The following is a 16,001-nucleotide window of genomic DNA, read 5'->3' on the forward strand; positions in this document are numbered from 1 at the left end:
GTCTAAACCTCCGTTTTCTGAATCGACGTGGTGATGTAATCCTTGACCGCCGCGGCATCATTAAGCAAGTCCTTGACGTGCCGCTCAGTATCGAGGACGCCGGCAAAGCGCTCGGGCGGCTCAGGGGCAGAGCCGATGGCCTCCGTGATGGTCTCGGCAAACTTCACCGGCAGCGCGGTCTCCAGACACACGATGGGCGTTTTTACGCCCTCGCGCTGTGCGCCGCGAGCCACCTTGATGCCGTCGGCCGTGTGCGGATCCGCCAGGTAATCAAAGCGCTCGTGCACATCCTTGATGGTGGCTAGGCGATCGGCATGGCTGGAGGAACCAGACAGGAAACCATAGTCCTCGCGGGCAGCGGCAATCTTGTCGTGGTCGAGGCTAAAACCGCCCTCTTTCACCTTGGTGCCGAAAAGATCCGCGGTCTCGGCTGCATCGCGGCCGAGCAAGTCGAACGCAAAGCGCTCAAAATTCGAGGCGCGCGAGATATCCATGGACGGCGAAGAGGTAGCCATGGTCTCTGCGGCTGGTCGCGGCCGGTAGTTTCCGGTACGGAAGAACTCATCCAGCACATCATTCTCATTGGTAGCCACGATAAGACGATCAATGGGAAGACCCATCTGGCGAGCGATGTGGCCGGCACAAATATCGCCAAAGTTACCGGTAGGAACGCTAAAGGAAACCTTCTGATCGGCATTTTCGGTGACCTTGAGCCAGCAGGAAATGTAGTAGACCACCTGGGCCATCAACCGTGCCCAGTTAATGGAATTGACCGCGCCAATGCGGTATGCAGCCTTAAAATCAGCATCTCCCGATACCGCCTTGACCACATCCTGGCAATCATCGAATACGCCATCGAGGGCGATGTTGAAGATATTCGGGTCATCCAGCCCAAACATCTGTGCCTGCTGGAAGGCCGTCATCCGGCCGGCTGGGGTGAGCATAAAGACGCGAATGCCGTGGCGCCCGCGCATCGCATACTCTGCAGAGGACCCTGTATCGCCTGAGGTGGCGCCCAAAATATTGAGGGTCTCGCCGCGGCGAGCAAGCTCATATTCAAATAGCTCACCCAAAAGCTGCATGGCCATATCTTTAAAAGCGGCGGTGGGCCCTTCAGAAAGGTGTCCGATGAAAAGGCCCTCCCCTAGCTCCGTTACGGGCACAATCTCAGGATCGGCGAACTTGGGGCTGGTGTAGGCGCGCGCGGCGATGTCCTCGATGTCTTGCGCCGGAATATCGTCAATGAAAAGCTTAAGTACCTCGGCCGCGAGTGCCGCGTAGCCCTTATCCGCAAGCAACGTGCGCCATGAATTTAAAGTGGCGGGATCCAGTTGTGGGTAGCTCTCTGGCAGATACAAACCTCCATCGGGGGCAAGCCCGCCAAGGAGAATATCCGTAAAAGATGCGGGCTGACGAGCGGTATCGCGGGTCGAAATATACTTCACACAAAAGAATCTTAGTAGTTAAGGCGTAAGGTATCAGCCATGTCGCAGCCGAATCCTAGAGAAGTCATTACCACTCAGGCTTTAAGCATTTGGGTGGCCGCCATGGCGGTCTACCTCGTAGCGATTACCGGCCGTACCTCTTTTGGTGTGGCCGGTTTAGATGCCATTGAGCGCTTCGATGTCGATGCCGGCCGCATCGCGGTTTTTACCTCCGTGCAGCTAGGTGTATATGCCCTAGCCCAAATTCCCACCGGCATCTTGATCGATAAGTTCGGTCCGCGCTTACTCCTCGTGGTCGGCGCCGTCATTATGGGCATTGGCCAGGTCGTCCTGGGTTTTACCACCAGCTATGGCGTAGCCATTGCCGCGCGCGTGCTCATCGGCGCGGGCGATGCCACGGCATTTCTCTCCGTGATGCGCATCCTGCCCTATTGGTTCCCACTGCACCGCACCCCCATGTTCACTCAGGTGACGTCATCGCTAGGACAAATGGGCCAGTTCATCTCTGCCGTTCCTTTCTTGTGGCTATTGGGCGCGGCTGGATGGACCGCCGCCTTCGTTACCCTTGGCGCGGTAGGAATCTTGGTAGCCATCGCCGCTATCGTGGCGGTGGCAGACTCACCAGAGAAGTTGGGGATTATTCCCACGGAGAAGGAACCACCCAACTCGCAGGCCACCAGCATCCCGGCCCGCTTGAAAACGGTATTCCGCTCCCCGGTGGCCTGGCAGGCTTACTTCATCCACTACATCGGCATGCTCCCGCTCATCGTCTTTGTCATGCTCTGGGGTATGCCCATGATGACCCAGGGCATGGAGATGTCCAAGGCCAAGTCCAGCCTGGTACTTACCTTGCTGGCGGTATTCTTGGTCTTCGTCGGCCCCCTGCACGGCAAAATTTCATCTCGCGCGCAGCATGTTCGACCGTGGCTTAGCCTCGGATTTGTGGCTGTTCACGTGCTGACTTGGCTCGTATTCTTTGCTTTTGGAACTGACAGCGGGCTGCCGGCAATCTTGGTGGTGTCCTTTATTACCGCGCTGTGCACACCGACGGCTAACTACGGCTTCGATATCGTGCGTGAGCGCATGGACCGCTCTGTGGTGGCCACAGCTACGGGCTTGGGAAATATGGGCGGTTTTACCTCTGGCATGTTGGGCGCGCAGCTTTTCGGCATGGTGTTGGACCACTCCTCCGACGCCCCCAATTATTCTATGCCGGATTTCACTGCCGCCGCGGCTGCGGTGCTAGCCGTCTGGGTAGTAGGCATGATTGGTGTGGTCATCACCCACTTCCTTCGCCGACGCGCGGGCGAAGACGGGCCTTCTGTCACCATCGTGGAGGTTTCCTAGAAACCGTCGGTTGATTACTCCGGGTTGAGGATAAAGCGAATGGTTCCCTCAGGGTCCGCCAAAAGCTCCCGGGTCGCCGCCACGGCTTCCGCTTCGTCGAAGGCGATGCGTTCAAAGCCAGTATCGTTGAGCTCCACAATGTCCGCACCAGGGCAGGCCAGAAGAATCGGTGAGTGCGTGGCAATAATGACCTGTGCGCCGCGGTCAACTGCTTGGGCAATTTCCCCTACGAGGGCCAGTTGCCGGATAACGGACAGCCCAGATTCTGGCTCATCAAGGATGTAGACGCCTTGGCCATTGATGTGCTCATAGAGCAGGTCAAAGACGGATTGCCCGTGCGATCGGCGGGACAAATCCACGTTCTGAGAAAGAGTCGAACGTCCGCCCCGTTCGGCCGCTGAATCCCCACGCTCAATCAAGTACTCGTGCTTTTCGGCGCGCAGGAAATAGGCGCGGTGGATTACTTCCTCAGTATCGCAGCGGATGGGGCTGCGAGGAACGATTTCATCTGGGTCACCCATGCGGCCGCCCGAGGGAGAACAAGCCAAGTCACTAGCTAGGCCCGCGAGCAAGCTCGATTTGCCAATGCCGTTTTCACCTACGAAAACAGTTACTGGACTCCGCAGCTTGAAGCTGCCTAAATCCTCCAAATAGTCAAAGACAGGCAGCTCGGCGCGGTAGTCATCAGGCTTGAATTTCAGGCTTAGGGCATCAACCAGCATGGGCCCTAGGTTAATTCAGTTCATCGAGTACGTGCAGCGCGTCTTCCTGCGCTGCCGCCGCACCAAAGTCTTTCAGGTGGTCCCCCAAGTCGCCGGACGGAACCGATTGGGCGATGGTATCGGCCGGCACGGTATTAACGGCATAGGCCACCCCTATCCCGCCGGTGATAGGGATGGCGATAGCGGCAAGCACTCCCACCGCGGTCGACAGCGTGGTCTTGAAAGTCATAGTCTCCTCCAGAAGCTTCGGCACCGAGCACCTTGCCCGTTACCGATTTGTGATGTTTTAGCTTAGGGAGAATCGCTGCCAAGGCCATGCCGCTCGGCTGCGGGTTGCCTGAATTTTTGCCCCCAGTTCGCGAGGAAATAAAGGGCTAGTTTGCCGGGTAACTTTCAGCCACGATGCCATCGCTGGCCGGCATCACAAGTCCCCGTTCAAAAGCTACGAGGACTGCCTCTTCATCGGATTCGCTGATGTCTCCGGCCTCCACCGCGCTGCTGAGCTCACGCTCAAGGTAGACGCGCACATCGGACTTGCCGTTTTCCGTCTGGGTAATATCGCGCGGGACGGAATTGAGCGGAATGCCCAGCGCCTTAGCTAGGGAGGTCACGCGGTTGGCGTCGGTGGAATCATCGCCTTTGATAGCACCATTAACCTGTGCGGGCATGTCTTCCTGAACCACGCCACCAGCCACGGCCTCGCCCACCGTCCTCGTCCCCTTAGGCGGCTTATCGCGATTGGTGGCCCACACCCCGACAGCAATGGCCACGATGACGGCCACGGCTACAAAGGTCCACAGGTAGATGAGCTTATGTCGATGCACTCCGCTGATTTTAGCCATGGTAACCAGCGCCACCGCCGAAGGAACCGTAGTCATTGCCGCGGGGGTTCTCGCCGCGATCATTGAGGGCATCAATGATGGAGCGGATGGTGGCCTCCCCTATGCGGTCGGCTCGCCCCCACGAGCGAGGCGCCTGACGGGAGCTATCGGGCGATGGTTCCTGGCGCGGCGGCACTGGCTTTTCCTCCCGCGGCGTGGAGACCTCGATGGTCAAGGTGGTGCCATCAAGGTGGAGGGCGTCGCCGTCGCGCACGCCCGCGGCACGCGCTGCGGAAAGCAGCGCGGATAACTCGCCCACCGTGGCGGTGCCCACATCGAGTTGCAATTTGAAAGACATAACTAGCTAGTCCTTTCTTATTCTCCTCCCACTTTAGAGCCCGAAAGTGCAAAAAGTAAGGCCACAATGCGCACTTCGAGGACTTTCAAGGCCAACTCTACGAATGCTCGAAGGATTCCTCCTCGCCCCAAAAGACCTCATCCACAACCTTTCGGGCATGGCGGGTAAGTTTCAGATAGCTCTCTAGAAACTCTTGGTTCTCCTCCGGCGGCCAGCCGGCGGCACCGGCTACCTGGGCCAGCTGCGGGCCGGGCCCGGGCAACTGGTCCACGCGCTTGCCGCGGACAAGCACCAGGGCGTTGCGGGCGTCGGTAGCCATAAGCCAGGCTTCGCGCAGGTCCGAGGCCTGCTCGGCAGAGAGGATTGCGTTTTCCTCCAAGGCGTCGAGCACGCGCAGTGTGGACGGATCGTGCAGTTCGGCATACTCGTGGGCATGCATCATGGTCAGGAGCTGTACGGTCCATTCAATATCTGAGAGCGCACCGCGCCCCAGCTTGGTATGAGTATTGCGGTCCGCGCCGCGCGGGAGGCGCTCATTGTCCACGCGCGCCTTCATGCGCCGGATATCGCGAATGGTCGAGGCGCTCGCGCCGCCTTCTGGGTAGCGGAAGCTATCGACCATGGACATAAAACGCTCGCCTACTGCCCTATCGCCAGCCACGAAGGCCGCGCGCAACAAAGCCTGCAGCTCCCAAGACTCGCCCCACTCGCGGTAGTAACGCTCATAGGAGGAGATGGTGCGTGCCACCGCACCGGAGCGGCCCTCTGGGCGCAGGCCCAGGTCGACGTCCAGTGGTGGATCGCCCGAAGGCTTAGACAGGCGGCGCCGAAGCTTATCGACGATCCCGATGGCCCACTTCACGGCCTCCCCTTCCGCACCAGAGTCATCGGCCGGTTCGCTAGGTTCTGCTACGACGAGCACATCCGCATCTGAGCCAAATCCCAGCTCCATGCCTCCCAAGCGACCCATGCCAATAACGGCAATGCGCGCTGGTGGCTCTGCGTCCTCGTTGGCCAGGCGCCACGCGCGCACCTCGGCGCGAAGTGCAGCCTCAAGAACGGCATCCCAAATTGTGGATAGCTCGTGACACACCTGCTTGACCGGCATGAAGCCCAGCAAATCCGCACTGGCGATGCGGGCCAGCTCCACTCGGCGCAACGAGCGCGCCACCGCCACCGCTTTATCCGGGTCGGCGTGGCGCTTGCTGGAATTGACCAGCGCCTTGGAAACCTGTTCGGGCTTGGTTTCTAGCAATTTGGGGCCAGTGGCGCCGTCGGAAAGCTGCTTGACCGAATCTGGGGCGCTAATAATCAGATCAGAGGTAAACGGCGAGGTACCTAGAATGTGCATGAGCCGCTGGCCCACAATTCCTTCATCGCGCAGCATGCGCAAGAACCACGACCTATCGTTCGCGGCCTCCGAGAGCTTGCGATAGTTCAACAGGCCCATATCGGGGTCTGCGGTATCAGCCAGCCATTCCATCAAGGTTGGCAGCAAAATCGCCTGGATGCGTGCCTTGCGCGAGGTTCCTGCCGCCAAGGAGGTCAGGTGCTCGAATGCGCGGTCGGGGTGGTTATAGCCCAACGCGGCCAGCTGCAGCTTGGCGGCCTCCGGTGAAAGCTTGAGCTCATCGGCGGACATGGTGACCACGGAATTGAGCAGCGGCCGGTAAAACAGGCGCGAGTGCAGCTCGGAGATCCGCAGGCGGATCCGGCGCAGGTGCGACAGCATGCGCTCGGCCGCCGACTTGGTGCCCTGCGGATAAAAGCCGGCGATGCGCGCCAGCCACTTCATCCCCTCTTCGTCGTCCTTTTCCGGCAGCGTGTGCGTGCGGCGAAAGCGCTCCAATTGCAGGCGGTGCTCAAGCAAGCGCAGGAACTCATAGGCTTCAATGAGCTGGGTGCCATCCTCTCGGCCGACGTACCCCGCTGAAATCAGCGCCTCCAGCGCCTCCACCGTGGAAAGTGCGCGCAGCGTCTCATCGGAGCGCCCGTGCACCAATTGCAAGAGCTGGACAGCAAATTCGATATCGCGCAGACCGCCCACGCCTAGCTTCAGCTCGCGATGTTTAAGGTCATCAGGAACATTGGCCAGCACGCGGCGGCGCATGGCCTGTACATCCTCCACGAAGGATTCGCGTTGCGACGCCGTCCACACCATCGGGCGGATCTGGTCCAAATAGTCCTGGCCTAGCGGGAGGTAGCCCGTCATAGCGCGCGCTTTAAGGAGCGCCTGGAATTCCCACGTCTCCGCCCAACGCTTGTAGTAGGTCACGTGGGATTCCAAAGTGCGCACCAATGCGCCCGACTTTCCCTCGGGGCGCAGGTTCGCATCCACCTCGAAAAAGGTGGTGGTTCCAATGCGATTAAACTCCGCCGCTAGCCGCGTGGCCCTAGGGGTTGCCTCGCTGCCGACGAAGATGACGTCCACATCGGAGATATAGTTCAGCTCGCCTGCGCCACACTTGCCCATCGCCATGACTGCCAGCTGTGCATCCAAGGGTTCATCGCCGTAGATGGTGCGCACGGCGCAGGCAAGGGAGGCGGTTAAGGCGGCGTCGGCAAGCGCGGTGGTCAGCGCCGTAATCTGGCGGAATCCTACCTCCGGCTGCAGCCTGGTCTGGCCCTTGCGGGAATGGAAGGTACCCGCCACATCGCAGGCGGCAATGCGCATCATCAAAGTGCGGTAGGTCGTGCGCAGCGCCTGCTTATGCTCCCCCTCGCCGGCGCGGTAGGTGCCCGCCGCGCTCAAGTCCTCGCACGCCGGATCGGGCCGGTCCACGTCGTGAGCAAAATCCGCAGGCTGTGCATCGACGGCGCCAAGCAAGCTTTGTAGCATCTCTTCGGGCTGCGGAAGGGGTTTTTCTAATTCTCGCCACAGTTCAGGGTGCGCCGCGAGATGATCGCCAAAGGCGGTGGACGCCCCCAGGAGTGCGAAGAGGCGCACGCGCAAAGTTTCATTGGACCGCACGGCATCATCGAGCTCTGGGGCTTGTTCATAGATGCGGATCAGATTATTGAGTGCCAGGTCTGGGGCACCCACGGCAGCGAGGGTCCACAACAGATCCGCTGATTCCGGATTCTTCCACCCCAGCTGCTCAATATCTTGCGCAGCATGCGGGCGGGTAAGACCTAGTGTGGCCGGTGAAGGCACAGCAGCAGGACGCATTATTCTCCTAGAAATTCAGGTTATTGCGCAGCTCAAAGGTGGTGATTTGGCTCTGATAGTGGTGCCACTCATCCCACTTGGAGCGCAGGAAGAACTCAAAGACGTGCTCGCCCAAGACTTCTGCCATGAACTCGGATTTTTCAAATTCTCGCAAGGCCTGATCCAAGCTGGTGGGTAGATCCTTATAGCCCATTGCCCGGCGCTCGCGACGGGTGAGCTGGTGGACATCGTCCTCGGCCGGATCATCGAGCTCGTAGCCCTCGCGGATGCCTCGCAGGCCTGCTGCTAGTAGCACCGCATACCCCAGGTAGGGGTTCATCGAGGCATCAATGGAGCGGATTTCTACCCGGCGCGATTCTTCCTTGGTAAGCCGGTAGGTGGGAACGCGGACCAACGCGGAGCGATTCGATACTCCCCAGGTGGCTGCGCCCGGCGCCTCGTTGCCGAACATCAGGCGCTTATAAGAATTGGTCCACTGGTTCACAATCGCGGACATCTCCGTGGAGTGCTCCAAGATACCGGCGATGAACTGGCGGCCGGTCTGGGACAAAGAGAATTCATCATCCGGATCGTGGAAAGCATTGGTTTGGCCTTCAAAAAGGCTCAAGTGGGTGTGCATGCCAGAGCCCGGCAAATGTTCGAAGGGCTTAGGCATGAAGGTGGCGCGTACCTTGGAATTTGTGGCCACCTGCTTGATCACGTGCCGGAAGGTCATGATGTTATCGGCCATGGTGAGCACGTCCGCATGGCGCAGATCAATTTCTTGCTGGCCCGGCGCGGTTTCGTGGTGGCTAAACTCCGTGGCAATTCCCAGCGATTCCAGCGCTAACATTGCCTTCCTGCGGAAAAGCGGGGCGGTATCGTGCGTTGCTTGATCAAAGTAACCGCCGTTGTCCGTGGGCACCAAGTCTGTAAGTTCGCGGCCGCGCTCGAAAAGATAGAACTCGATTTCTGGCGAGGCCATGCAGGTAAATCCATCGTTGGCGGCCTCAGTGACCTGGCGGCGCAGGATATGACGCGGGTCCACCATGGAGGGCTGACCGTCCGGCTGGGCGATATCGCAAAACATGCGGGCCGATTGCAGGTCCGGCTCATCCATATCAAAGGGCAGAATCTGGAAGGTGGAAGGATCTGGCAGCGCAATGGTGTCGGACTCAGAGATACGGGAGAACCCTTCCACGGAAGAACCATCGAAGCCAACACCTTCTTCAAAGGCCGATTCCAGCTCGGACGGGCTCATAACCACGGATTTGAGGGCGCCCAAAATATCCGTAAACCACAGGCGGATAAAGCGGATATCGCGTTCCTCAACGGTTCGTAGGACAAATTCGTGTTGGCTATTCATGCCTTAGACCTTACCGGCTTACCTCCGAGGGATGTACAGTTCATGCGACAGTTTTTCCAGGGAGAAAAGCGCAGGTCGCAAGAGTATCTAGGGGGTATCTAGCGGGGGCTTTTCCTTCACGTGCCAATTGGTGCGCATGCTTTGCTGAGGAAGCAAGCGAACACACGTACACCTGTTAAAGGACTAAGTTTTATGACCTCACACTGCAATGACCTTTCTGCTCACGTAATCGAACGCCTCATCACCGCCGCGCAACACGGTTGGGCACCGGCGGATTTAGAGCATGTCTTAGGCCCACACGCCTATCCCATTATCTACCGTGCTAGCCCTCATGTGCCGGCACGGATTACCTCCCCTGCCTTACGCAAGGCTTGGCTACAAATGGCACCGCCGGAAGAAAATTTCATTCCGCGCGATAAGCTGCGCGCCATTATTAAAGAGCTAATTCATCTGCCTAGGTTACGCGATACTGAACTTTTGGCCTCTGGCGAATCCTTGCGAGAAGACGGCCTTAGCGATAAACAACGCAAAATTCGTGCAAAGGTCCTAGCCCTTCTACGCAAGGCTGAGTCCACCAGTTTTGAAGATGAGGCCGAGGTTCTTATTTCTAAAGCGCAGTCCCTGCAACAGAAGTATCGTATCGAGGCTCTGCTTACATCCGAGCTCCCCGATCTCATTTCTCATCGCGTGCACATACACCCGCCCTACATCAAGCACCAGGCTTCCCTGCTCAGCACCATCTCCGATGCCAATGGATGCACCACGCTCCTCATCCATGACAAAGGTCTAGCCTGTGTGATTGGCGCTCCTGCCGATGCCGCCCATTGCGCCGACCTTTTTGCCTCCCTCAACCGCCAATGCGACTGGTTTATGCGTAACGGCGATGGAGCGGAAATCGCCCGCGCTACCAATTCCACTGCCGCTTATCGCCGCAGCTTCCGTCTGTCTTATGCAGCCCGCATCGGTGAATTGCTCACCCAAGCCAATGAGGACGGAATTGCTGAAAACCTGCGTGAGTCTCAGTATTGCTCACACCATGCAGAGGCTGTAGCCACCCAAACCCTTCCCGCATTGCAAGCACGCACCGATCACGCCATCGATACCCGCAACCGTCTCTTCCCCAATCTCACAGAGATGTCACTATCAATGAACAGTCTGCACGGCATCAACGATGGCATTGCCGCTGCCGATAAATCTCACTTAGGAGGAGACGCCTCAGGGCTCGGTTCAGTCCCAGAAATTACACGGTAATTTCCCCTGTTCAATACACATCTTCGCCCCCGTTCCCTGCTAGCGAACGGGGGCGAATAATGGCGCCACAACGAGGTCATTACAGGTAAGATCACCGATGAGATTGATTAGGTCTAGAAAGTAGAAGGTACGTGAATGTCTACACAGTCTTTTCTCGAAGTTGAAGCGAAATTCTCCGTAGCCGAGTCCACTCAGCTCCCTGAACTGACCCGCCTTGAGGGAGTTGACCACGTCGCGGACACGCGCCACCACGCACTATCCGCCATCTACTACGACACTGAAGACCTCCGCCTCACCCACGCAAAGATCACCCTCCGCCGCCGCACCGGTGGCAATGATGATGGTTGGCATATCAAGATTCCTAGCGAGGCTGGCCGCACTGAAATCCACGCCGATCTGGGAGAACCTGTAGATGGCCGCTACGAAGTACCTGAGGAGCTTCTCCACCAGGTCCGCTCAATTGTCCGCCACAATGAGCTCGCCCCAATTGCTCAGGTAGACAACAAGCGTACCGAGATGGTCCTAGCCGATACCGAGAATAAGCCGGTAGCAGAATTCTGCGATGACCACGTCACCGCCTTTTCCTTCCTTCCTGGTGGCCAGCAGCAGTCGTGGCGCGAGTGGGAAGTAGAGCTCGCGGGTGAGCTACCTGGTACCGAGGAAGGAACGCAGTTCATTCGCCGTGCTACCTCTCTTCTCATCGGTGCCGGCGCTCGCGTATCTTCTTCCCCATCCAAGCTGAAATCGGCCTTGGGTGATTCTTATGCCAACGCCCCGCTTCCCCCGGCCTTGGTAACGCCGGACGTGGACTCGGACTCCCCTGCCGCCGCCGTGATCACCGCGCTGCAAGCTAACCGCGACAAGCTGGTTGATTATGATCCACGTGTGCGCCGCGATGAGTGGGATTCGGTGCATCAGATGCGTGTAGCTACCCGCGAACTGCGCAGCCACCTTCAGACCTTCCACGGCATTGTGGTCGGCCCAGAAATCGAAAAAATTGAAGCCGAGCTCAAGGAGCTCGCCGGCATCTTGGGCGTTGCTCGCGATGCGGAAGTTGTGGAAGAGCGCTGGCAGAAGCTGTTGGAATCCGAAGATTCTGACACCTTGGACGATTCCACCCGCGAGCACATTGCACAAGATATGGGCACCGCCTACCGCCGTGCGCACCGTCGCGTTATCGCTGCCCTTGATTCCGAACGTTACCTCGAACTGCTAGAGTCCCTTGACCGCCTGCTCGCAGACCCGCCAACGGCCGATAAGCAGCAGGAGTCCGTTCCGGCAACAAGCGAGGCGGAGGAGACGGAGGAACAGTCCTCTGCGGAAGAGGACGCCACTACCCCTACCGAATCCAGCGAGGACAGCGCGCCTGCTGCGGAAAAGTCCGAGCACAAGCCGGAGAAAAAGAAGTCCAAGGACAAGTCCGCCGACATGGATACCGTGATGGCGCAGCACCTTGAAAAGGCCTATAAAAAGCTGGTTAAGCGCCATAAGAAGGCCGTGGAGAACTGGGATAACCAGGAATTGTCCCTGCACGAGCGCGAGGATTATTTCCACGATATGCGCAAGGCAGCAAAGAAGCTCCGCTATGCAGCTGAAGCAGCTGGTTCTGCCACCAACCTCAAGACCAAGCGCCTCTACAAGGCCTGCAAGCAGATGCAGTCGGTGCTCGGTGACTTCCAGGATTCGGTGACTTCGCGCGATAAGCTGCTCGATCTGGCAGAGTCCGCTCGCCGTCGTGGGGAAAATACCTTTGGCTACGGTCTGCTCTATCAGCGCGAGCGCACCATCGGGCTAAAGGCGCTAGATGATTACGCCGAGTCTTTCAAGGACATCAAGGCGGCGTTTAAGCCGCTGCGTAAGAAACTAAAGTAGCCGCACTTCCCAGACAGTTACTGGGAAACACGGCGTTGAAAAAGATGGCTGGAGGTTATTTACTTCCAGTCATCCTCTTTGTCTGCGGCATCTGCCGCATCGTTGCGGGCCTGGGCGATTTCGATGGCGTTTTCTGCCTCTTCGCGGGTGTCATACGGGCCCATCCGATTTTCCCAGCCAGAGGTCTTGCCTTGGCTGACTTTCTTAGTGGCGGGATCAAAGAACCACTTCTGGTCTGCATCGCTCATGAAACTATCCTCTCAGTCGTTGCATCAGCGGCACCGGCTAAGTGCTGCCGCTGATATGGCTTGTGCCCACACTACCTACGCTGTCTCACCGATGCCCGCTAGAATGTGGGGCAGCGCAATTCTTTTATACGAATCGATGTCGTATTCCCCGCCACCGCGCACATAGGTGGCGGGCGTTCGTTGCTTTAAACGCACCACCGCGTGTGTGGGGCAACGAAGACTACTGGTCCCAGAACCTGGAAAAGGAGCTTTAGCACCCATGCCACTGTGGTCAACGCCTGCAGAGCCTGTAGCCGAGCGCGCCGCCCAAGCACATACCGAGTTCACGGGCAGCGCTCCAACGCATACCGCCAGCGCGCCGGCAACGTGGTCCCTCATTGGTGAACACATTGACCACTTCGGCGGCATTGTTGCCATGTGCGTGGACAAGCTACGCACCGCTGCTGCAGTAAGCCCGCGCACCGACGGCGTGGTGGCCGTACATTTCCACCCATCTCAGGGCGAGACTGCTCATGACTCGATTAGCCTGCAAGCGCTCGCAGAGCTGGCAACAGCGCAACAACCCACCACGGATGCAGAGGGGCAGCCACTCATTCCACCGGCACCGGAGGGAGGCCTGGCCGCTCGCGTGGGTGGCATCGTCCACACGATGATTAACCGCCAGTTGCTCTCTCGTGAGACAGCCGGCGCGGATATCACCATCGCCTCCGATATTCCGGAAGGTGCGGGTTTGGGTGCAGATGCCGCCGCGGATGTCGCGGTAGCGCTGGCCCTCATGGGGGCCGATGCGGACCTGGATGCGCCGCTAAGGGCCCGGGTGGCGGATGTATGCACCCAGGCCGTTACTACCTTTGGTGCACGGCCGCCTTTGCGTGCCCGCCACAGCGCAGCCCTGCGCAGCACGGGTGAGGGCGTATGCATCATGGATTACGCCGATGGTTCTGTCACCCACGCCCCGCACCTTGTAGGCCGCGAGATAGCTGCCTTCGCAGTGGCGGTGCCGGAAGATTTTTCCGCGCAGGAGGAAAAGGCTATCGCCGATATCCGTCAGCGGCAGCGCTTTATTGATGATGCCTGCCATTCCTTTGGCACCGATTCACTGCGCTTGCTTCCAGACGCCCAACAGCGCGTCCTTGATTGGCTCAAAGCCGTCCACAAGGTCTACGGCGAGGAGGGCCGCCCGAGTATCAGCGCCGCCACGGAGTGGATGGCCTTTTATGAGGAAGAAACTGAGCGCGTAGAAAAGTTCACCCGCTTCCTGCGCTCGCACCGCGGCGCGGAGCTCTTCCCCATCGTTTTGCAGTCACAGTCCTCCCTAGCCAATATCTACGGCTTGGATTCGGCGGAAAAACTCGCCGAGCTGGTCACGGTCCGCGGCGCCGTAGCGGGTCGTTCGGCACACGCGGGGACTTCAAATGCGGTCATTGCCTACGTTCCGGCGAAAAGCGCGCACAACTTTGCGGCCGACTTGGCGGAAGACGGCCTGCTCGTAGTCGAGTTGCAGCCAGGCGAGGCCGCGCGCGGCGAAAGCTAGTAGCCTCTCCGGCTAATCAGCAGGCCACGCAAAGAGCACCTCGCGCGAATTGGTATCCGCTGTCACCAGCGAGACGGTGGTTTCGCTGCCGGTTTCTGGCGCGCCTACAGATTGAGCGAAGACGGGTGGCTCCGGAACAAAAATCCGAGCTTTGTCCCGCTTCGGATCGCCGCTGACAACGGTGGCCGGGAAATTGGTGCCGAGCCAAGGGCGCAGCACGGTGGCCTCAGTGAGGTTAAGGCAGGCCTTATCCACCTGGGAGGCAAGCTGCGAAGTAGAGCGCATTGCGCCAATGATGTCCGTGGCGCGCTCCCCCACCCAGCTGGGAACCTCGTAGTCGCCGCATAGGGCTAGGCAGACCTCAGTGGCGAACCTATCGGACAAGCGCCGCAGCGGCGCGGTGACGTGGGCATAGTAGCCACCAATACCGGCATGTACCTGCGCCTCCTGTTCTCCTAACCACGCATAATCGGCCCCGCGCAGGAGGCTTTGGGCCTCACGCATAACAGCCATACCCCGCGGGGAATCGGCGTCGACGGTGAGGAGGAATTGGGGAATGGGGGCGTCGCCAAGCGCAAAGCCTAGGGCTTGGGCCTCGGCGCGAAATTGGCGCTCATGCTCCGGCTCGGCCGCGGGCAGGGTGCGCAAGAAGCCCACGCCAGCTTCCTGCATGAGGCGCCCAGCGCACATGCCGGCGAGCAGGGAGATCTCCGAGTTAAAGTCCATGACCTCATAGCGCGGTTCGATAATAAGCTCAAAGGTGCCGTCAGCATTTTCCACCACCCGCTGGGAGGGCAGGCGCAAGGAAATGGCCGCACGGCGCAGGGAGGATTCCTGGCGCAATCGTCCGACCTCCGGCAATAATGCAATGGACGAGTGCAGGCTGCCGGCCGCGAGGTCCGCATGCGCGCCTTCATAATCCAGGCGGGCCTGGGAGTAAATCAGCGCGCGCTCGACGTGGAAGGAGTCCACCTCGCCGTTGCCATCCAAGTCAAAGGTCCACAACACGGCCGGCTTATCGGTGCCAGGCAGCAGCGAGGCTCGGTCCTCAGAAAGCTCGGGCGGGTGCAGGCGCGCGGGTTCATCGGGAAGATAGATGGTCTGGCCGCGGCGGAAGGATTCGCGCTCCAGCTCGCTGCCGGGCTCAATGAAAGCAGCAACGTCCGCGATGGCATAGTAGACGCGGTATCCGCCTTCGCGTTCTTCGATGTAAACCGCCTGATCCAAGTCCATGGAGCCGGCGGGATCCAGGGTCACGAAGGGAATTTCGCGGGCGTCGCGGCGCGAGTCGGCGTATCGGTCCTGCGCGCGGACGGCCTGGTCGGTGACCTCGGCCGGAAAATCGGTGGCTACCGAAAATTCTGCGGCAATGGCGCGGAAATCAAGCGGGGCGGCATAGAGCTTCATGCCCACCACCATAAACGTAGTAGGGCGAATGAGTCGGCCTATAAGCCGGATTCTGTCTAATCGCGGCACTCCCTGGGAAGCACCGCGCGGTGAACATCCATCTAGACCAACCGTTGCCAGTTGGTTCCAGCAGCTACCTTCAGGCTCGAGCGAGCAGCCTTAAAACGCCTGATCGGGCCCCGCAACGTGGCGGGGCCGTGATGCCTTGCTCCCGGTGGGGTTTACCCAGCCACCGCCATCACTGACGGTGCTGGTGCGCTCTTAACGCACCGTTTCACCCTTACCTTGTGGCTCCAATTTGGCCGAAACCAAATGGAGGCACAAGGCGGTCTACTTTCTGTTGCACTTGCCCGCGGGTTTCCCCGGGTTGCCGTTAGCAACCACCGTGCTCTGTGGAGTCCGGACTTTCCTCGGCGCCCACGCGACAGCACGTGGCTGCCCGTTTGAAGCGACGCGATCACCCGGCCGGCTCATTCGCGTTC

The 16,001-nt window shown here is 59.3% G+C and carries 13 protein-coding genes and 1 other RNA gene; 4 read left to right on the forward strand and 10 right to left on the reverse strand.

The window, feature by feature from the left end; genetic code table 11:
* Nucleotides 1–2 precede the first annotated feature (2 nt).
* On the reverse strand, nucleotides 3–1,445 hold the full coding sequence (thrC, locus tag RAE04_RS01705; protein WP_317026213.1) for a threonine synthase: 1,443 nt from the start codon (nucleotides 1,443–1,445) through the stop codon (nucleotides 3–5).
* A 39-nt stretch (nucleotides 1,446–1,484) separates the two neighbouring features.
* Between thrC and RAE04_RS01710 the strand changes: the two genes are divergently transcribed.
* Nucleotides 1,485–2,792 (forward strand): MFS transporter, encoded by a 1,308-nt coding sequence (locus RAE04_RS01710; RefSeq protein ID WP_317026214.1) that lies wholly within the window; start codon nucleotides 1,485–1,487, stop codon nucleotides 2,790–2,792.
* 14 nt (nucleotides 2,793–2,806) lie between these two features.
* On the opposite strand, the gene RAE04_RS01715 is transcribed toward RAE04_RS01710, so the two are convergent.
* The 6 genes from RAE04_RS01715 to RAE04_RS01740 form a co-directional block, all read right to left on the reverse strand.
* Nucleotides 2,807–3,514: an AAA family ATPase gene (locus RAE04_RS01715; RefSeq protein ID WP_317026215.1), complete on the reverse strand. Its 708-nt coding sequence runs from the start codon at nucleotides 3,512–3,514 to the stop codon at nucleotides 2,807–2,809.
* A 10-nt stretch (nucleotides 3,515–3,524) separates the two neighbouring features.
* Nucleotides 3,525–3,743: a hypothetical protein gene (locus tag RAE04_RS01720; RefSeq protein ID WP_239273539.1), complete on the reverse strand. Its 219-nt coding sequence runs from the start codon at nucleotides 3,741–3,743 to the stop codon at nucleotides 3,525–3,527.
* Nucleotides 3,744–3,888: 145 nt separating this feature from the next.
* On the reverse strand, nucleotides 3,889–4,338 hold the full coding sequence (locus RAE04_RS01725; protein WP_239273538.1) for a hypothetical protein: 450 nt from the start codon (nucleotides 4,336–4,338) through the stop codon (nucleotides 3,889–3,891).
* A gap of 10 nt (nucleotides 4,339–4,348) precedes the next feature.
* Nucleotides 4,349–4,693, reverse strand: coding sequence for a hypothetical protein (locus tag RAE04_RS01730; RefSeq protein ID WP_317026216.1), 345 nt, complete (start codon nucleotides 4,691–4,693; stop codon nucleotides 4,349–4,351).
* Nucleotides 4,694–4,790: 97 nt separating this feature from the next.
* Nucleotides 4,791–7,862, reverse strand: coding sequence for a bifunctional [glutamine synthetase] adenylyltransferase/[glutamine synthetase]-adenylyl-L-tyrosine phosphorylase (locus tag RAE04_RS01735; RefSeq protein ID WP_317026217.1), 3,072 nt, complete (start codon nucleotides 7,860–7,862; stop codon nucleotides 4,791–4,793).
* Nucleotides 7,863–7,869: 7 nt separating this feature from the next.
* Nucleotides 7,870–9,207: a glutamine synthetase family protein gene (locus RAE04_RS01740; RefSeq protein ID WP_317026218.1), complete on the reverse strand. Its 1,338-nt coding sequence runs from the start codon at nucleotides 9,205–9,207 to the stop codon at nucleotides 7,870–7,872.
* A 192-nt stretch (nucleotides 9,208–9,399) separates the two neighbouring features.
* On the opposite strand from RAE04_RS01740, the gene RAE04_RS01745 reads away from it, so the two are divergent.
* Both RAE04_RS01745 and RAE04_RS01750 read left to right on the forward strand, forming a co-directional pair.
* Nucleotides 9,400–10,458 carry a DUF2786 domain-containing protein gene (locus RAE04_RS01745; protein ID WP_317026219.1) on the forward strand — a complete coding sequence of 353 codons (1,059 nt, stop codon included), beginning with the start codon at nucleotides 9,400–9,402 and terminating at the stop codon, nucleotides 10,456–10,458.
* 135 nt (nucleotides 10,459–10,593) lie between these two features.
* Nucleotides 10,594–12,330 (forward strand): CYTH and CHAD domain-containing protein, encoded by a 1,737-nt coding sequence (locus RAE04_RS01750; protein ID WP_317026220.1) that lies wholly within the window; start codon nucleotides 10,594–10,596, stop codon nucleotides 12,328–12,330.
* Nucleotides 12,331–12,389: 59 nt separating this feature from the next.
* On the opposite strand, the gene RAE04_RS01755 is transcribed toward RAE04_RS01750, so the two are convergent.
* The gene (locus tag RAE04_RS01755) at nucleotides 12,390–12,578 is read right to left on the reverse strand and encodes a hypothetical protein (protein ID WP_317026221.1); all 189 of its coding nucleotides are present in this window, start codon (nucleotides 12,576–12,578) and stop codon (nucleotides 12,390–12,392) included.
* Between the two features lie 259 nt (nucleotides 12,579–12,837).
* Here RAE04_RS01755 and RAE04_RS01760 point away from each other — a divergent pair, with 259 nt between their 5' ends.
* Complete coding sequence (locus tag RAE04_RS01760) at nucleotides 12,838–14,112, forward strand: galactokinase family protein (protein WP_317026222.1); 1,275 nt, start codon at nucleotides 12,838–12,840, stop codon at nucleotides 14,110–14,112.
* A 12-nt stretch (nucleotides 14,113–14,124) separates the two neighbouring features.
* Here RAE04_RS01760 and RAE04_RS01765 read toward each other — a convergent pair whose 3' ends face one another.
* Both RAE04_RS01765 and rnpB read right to left on the reverse strand, forming a co-directional pair.
* Nucleotides 14,125–15,519: a ribonuclease catalytic domain-containing protein gene (locus tag RAE04_RS01765; RefSeq protein WP_317026223.1), complete on the reverse strand. Its 1,395-nt coding sequence runs from the start codon at nucleotides 15,517–15,519 to the stop codon at nucleotides 14,125–14,127.
* Between the two features lie 25 nt (nucleotides 15,520–15,544).
* Nucleotides 15,545–15,992: RNase P RNA component class A (rnpB, locus tag RAE04_RS01770), an RNA gene on the reverse strand.
* Between the last annotated feature and the right edge of the window lie 9 nt (nucleotides 15,993–16,001).

This window comes from Corynebacterium sp. CTNIH16 (assembly GCF_032821655.1).
Classification (GTDB): Bacteria; Actinomycetota; Actinomycetes; order Mycobacteriales; family Mycobacteriaceae; genus Corynebacterium; species Corynebacterium marquesiae.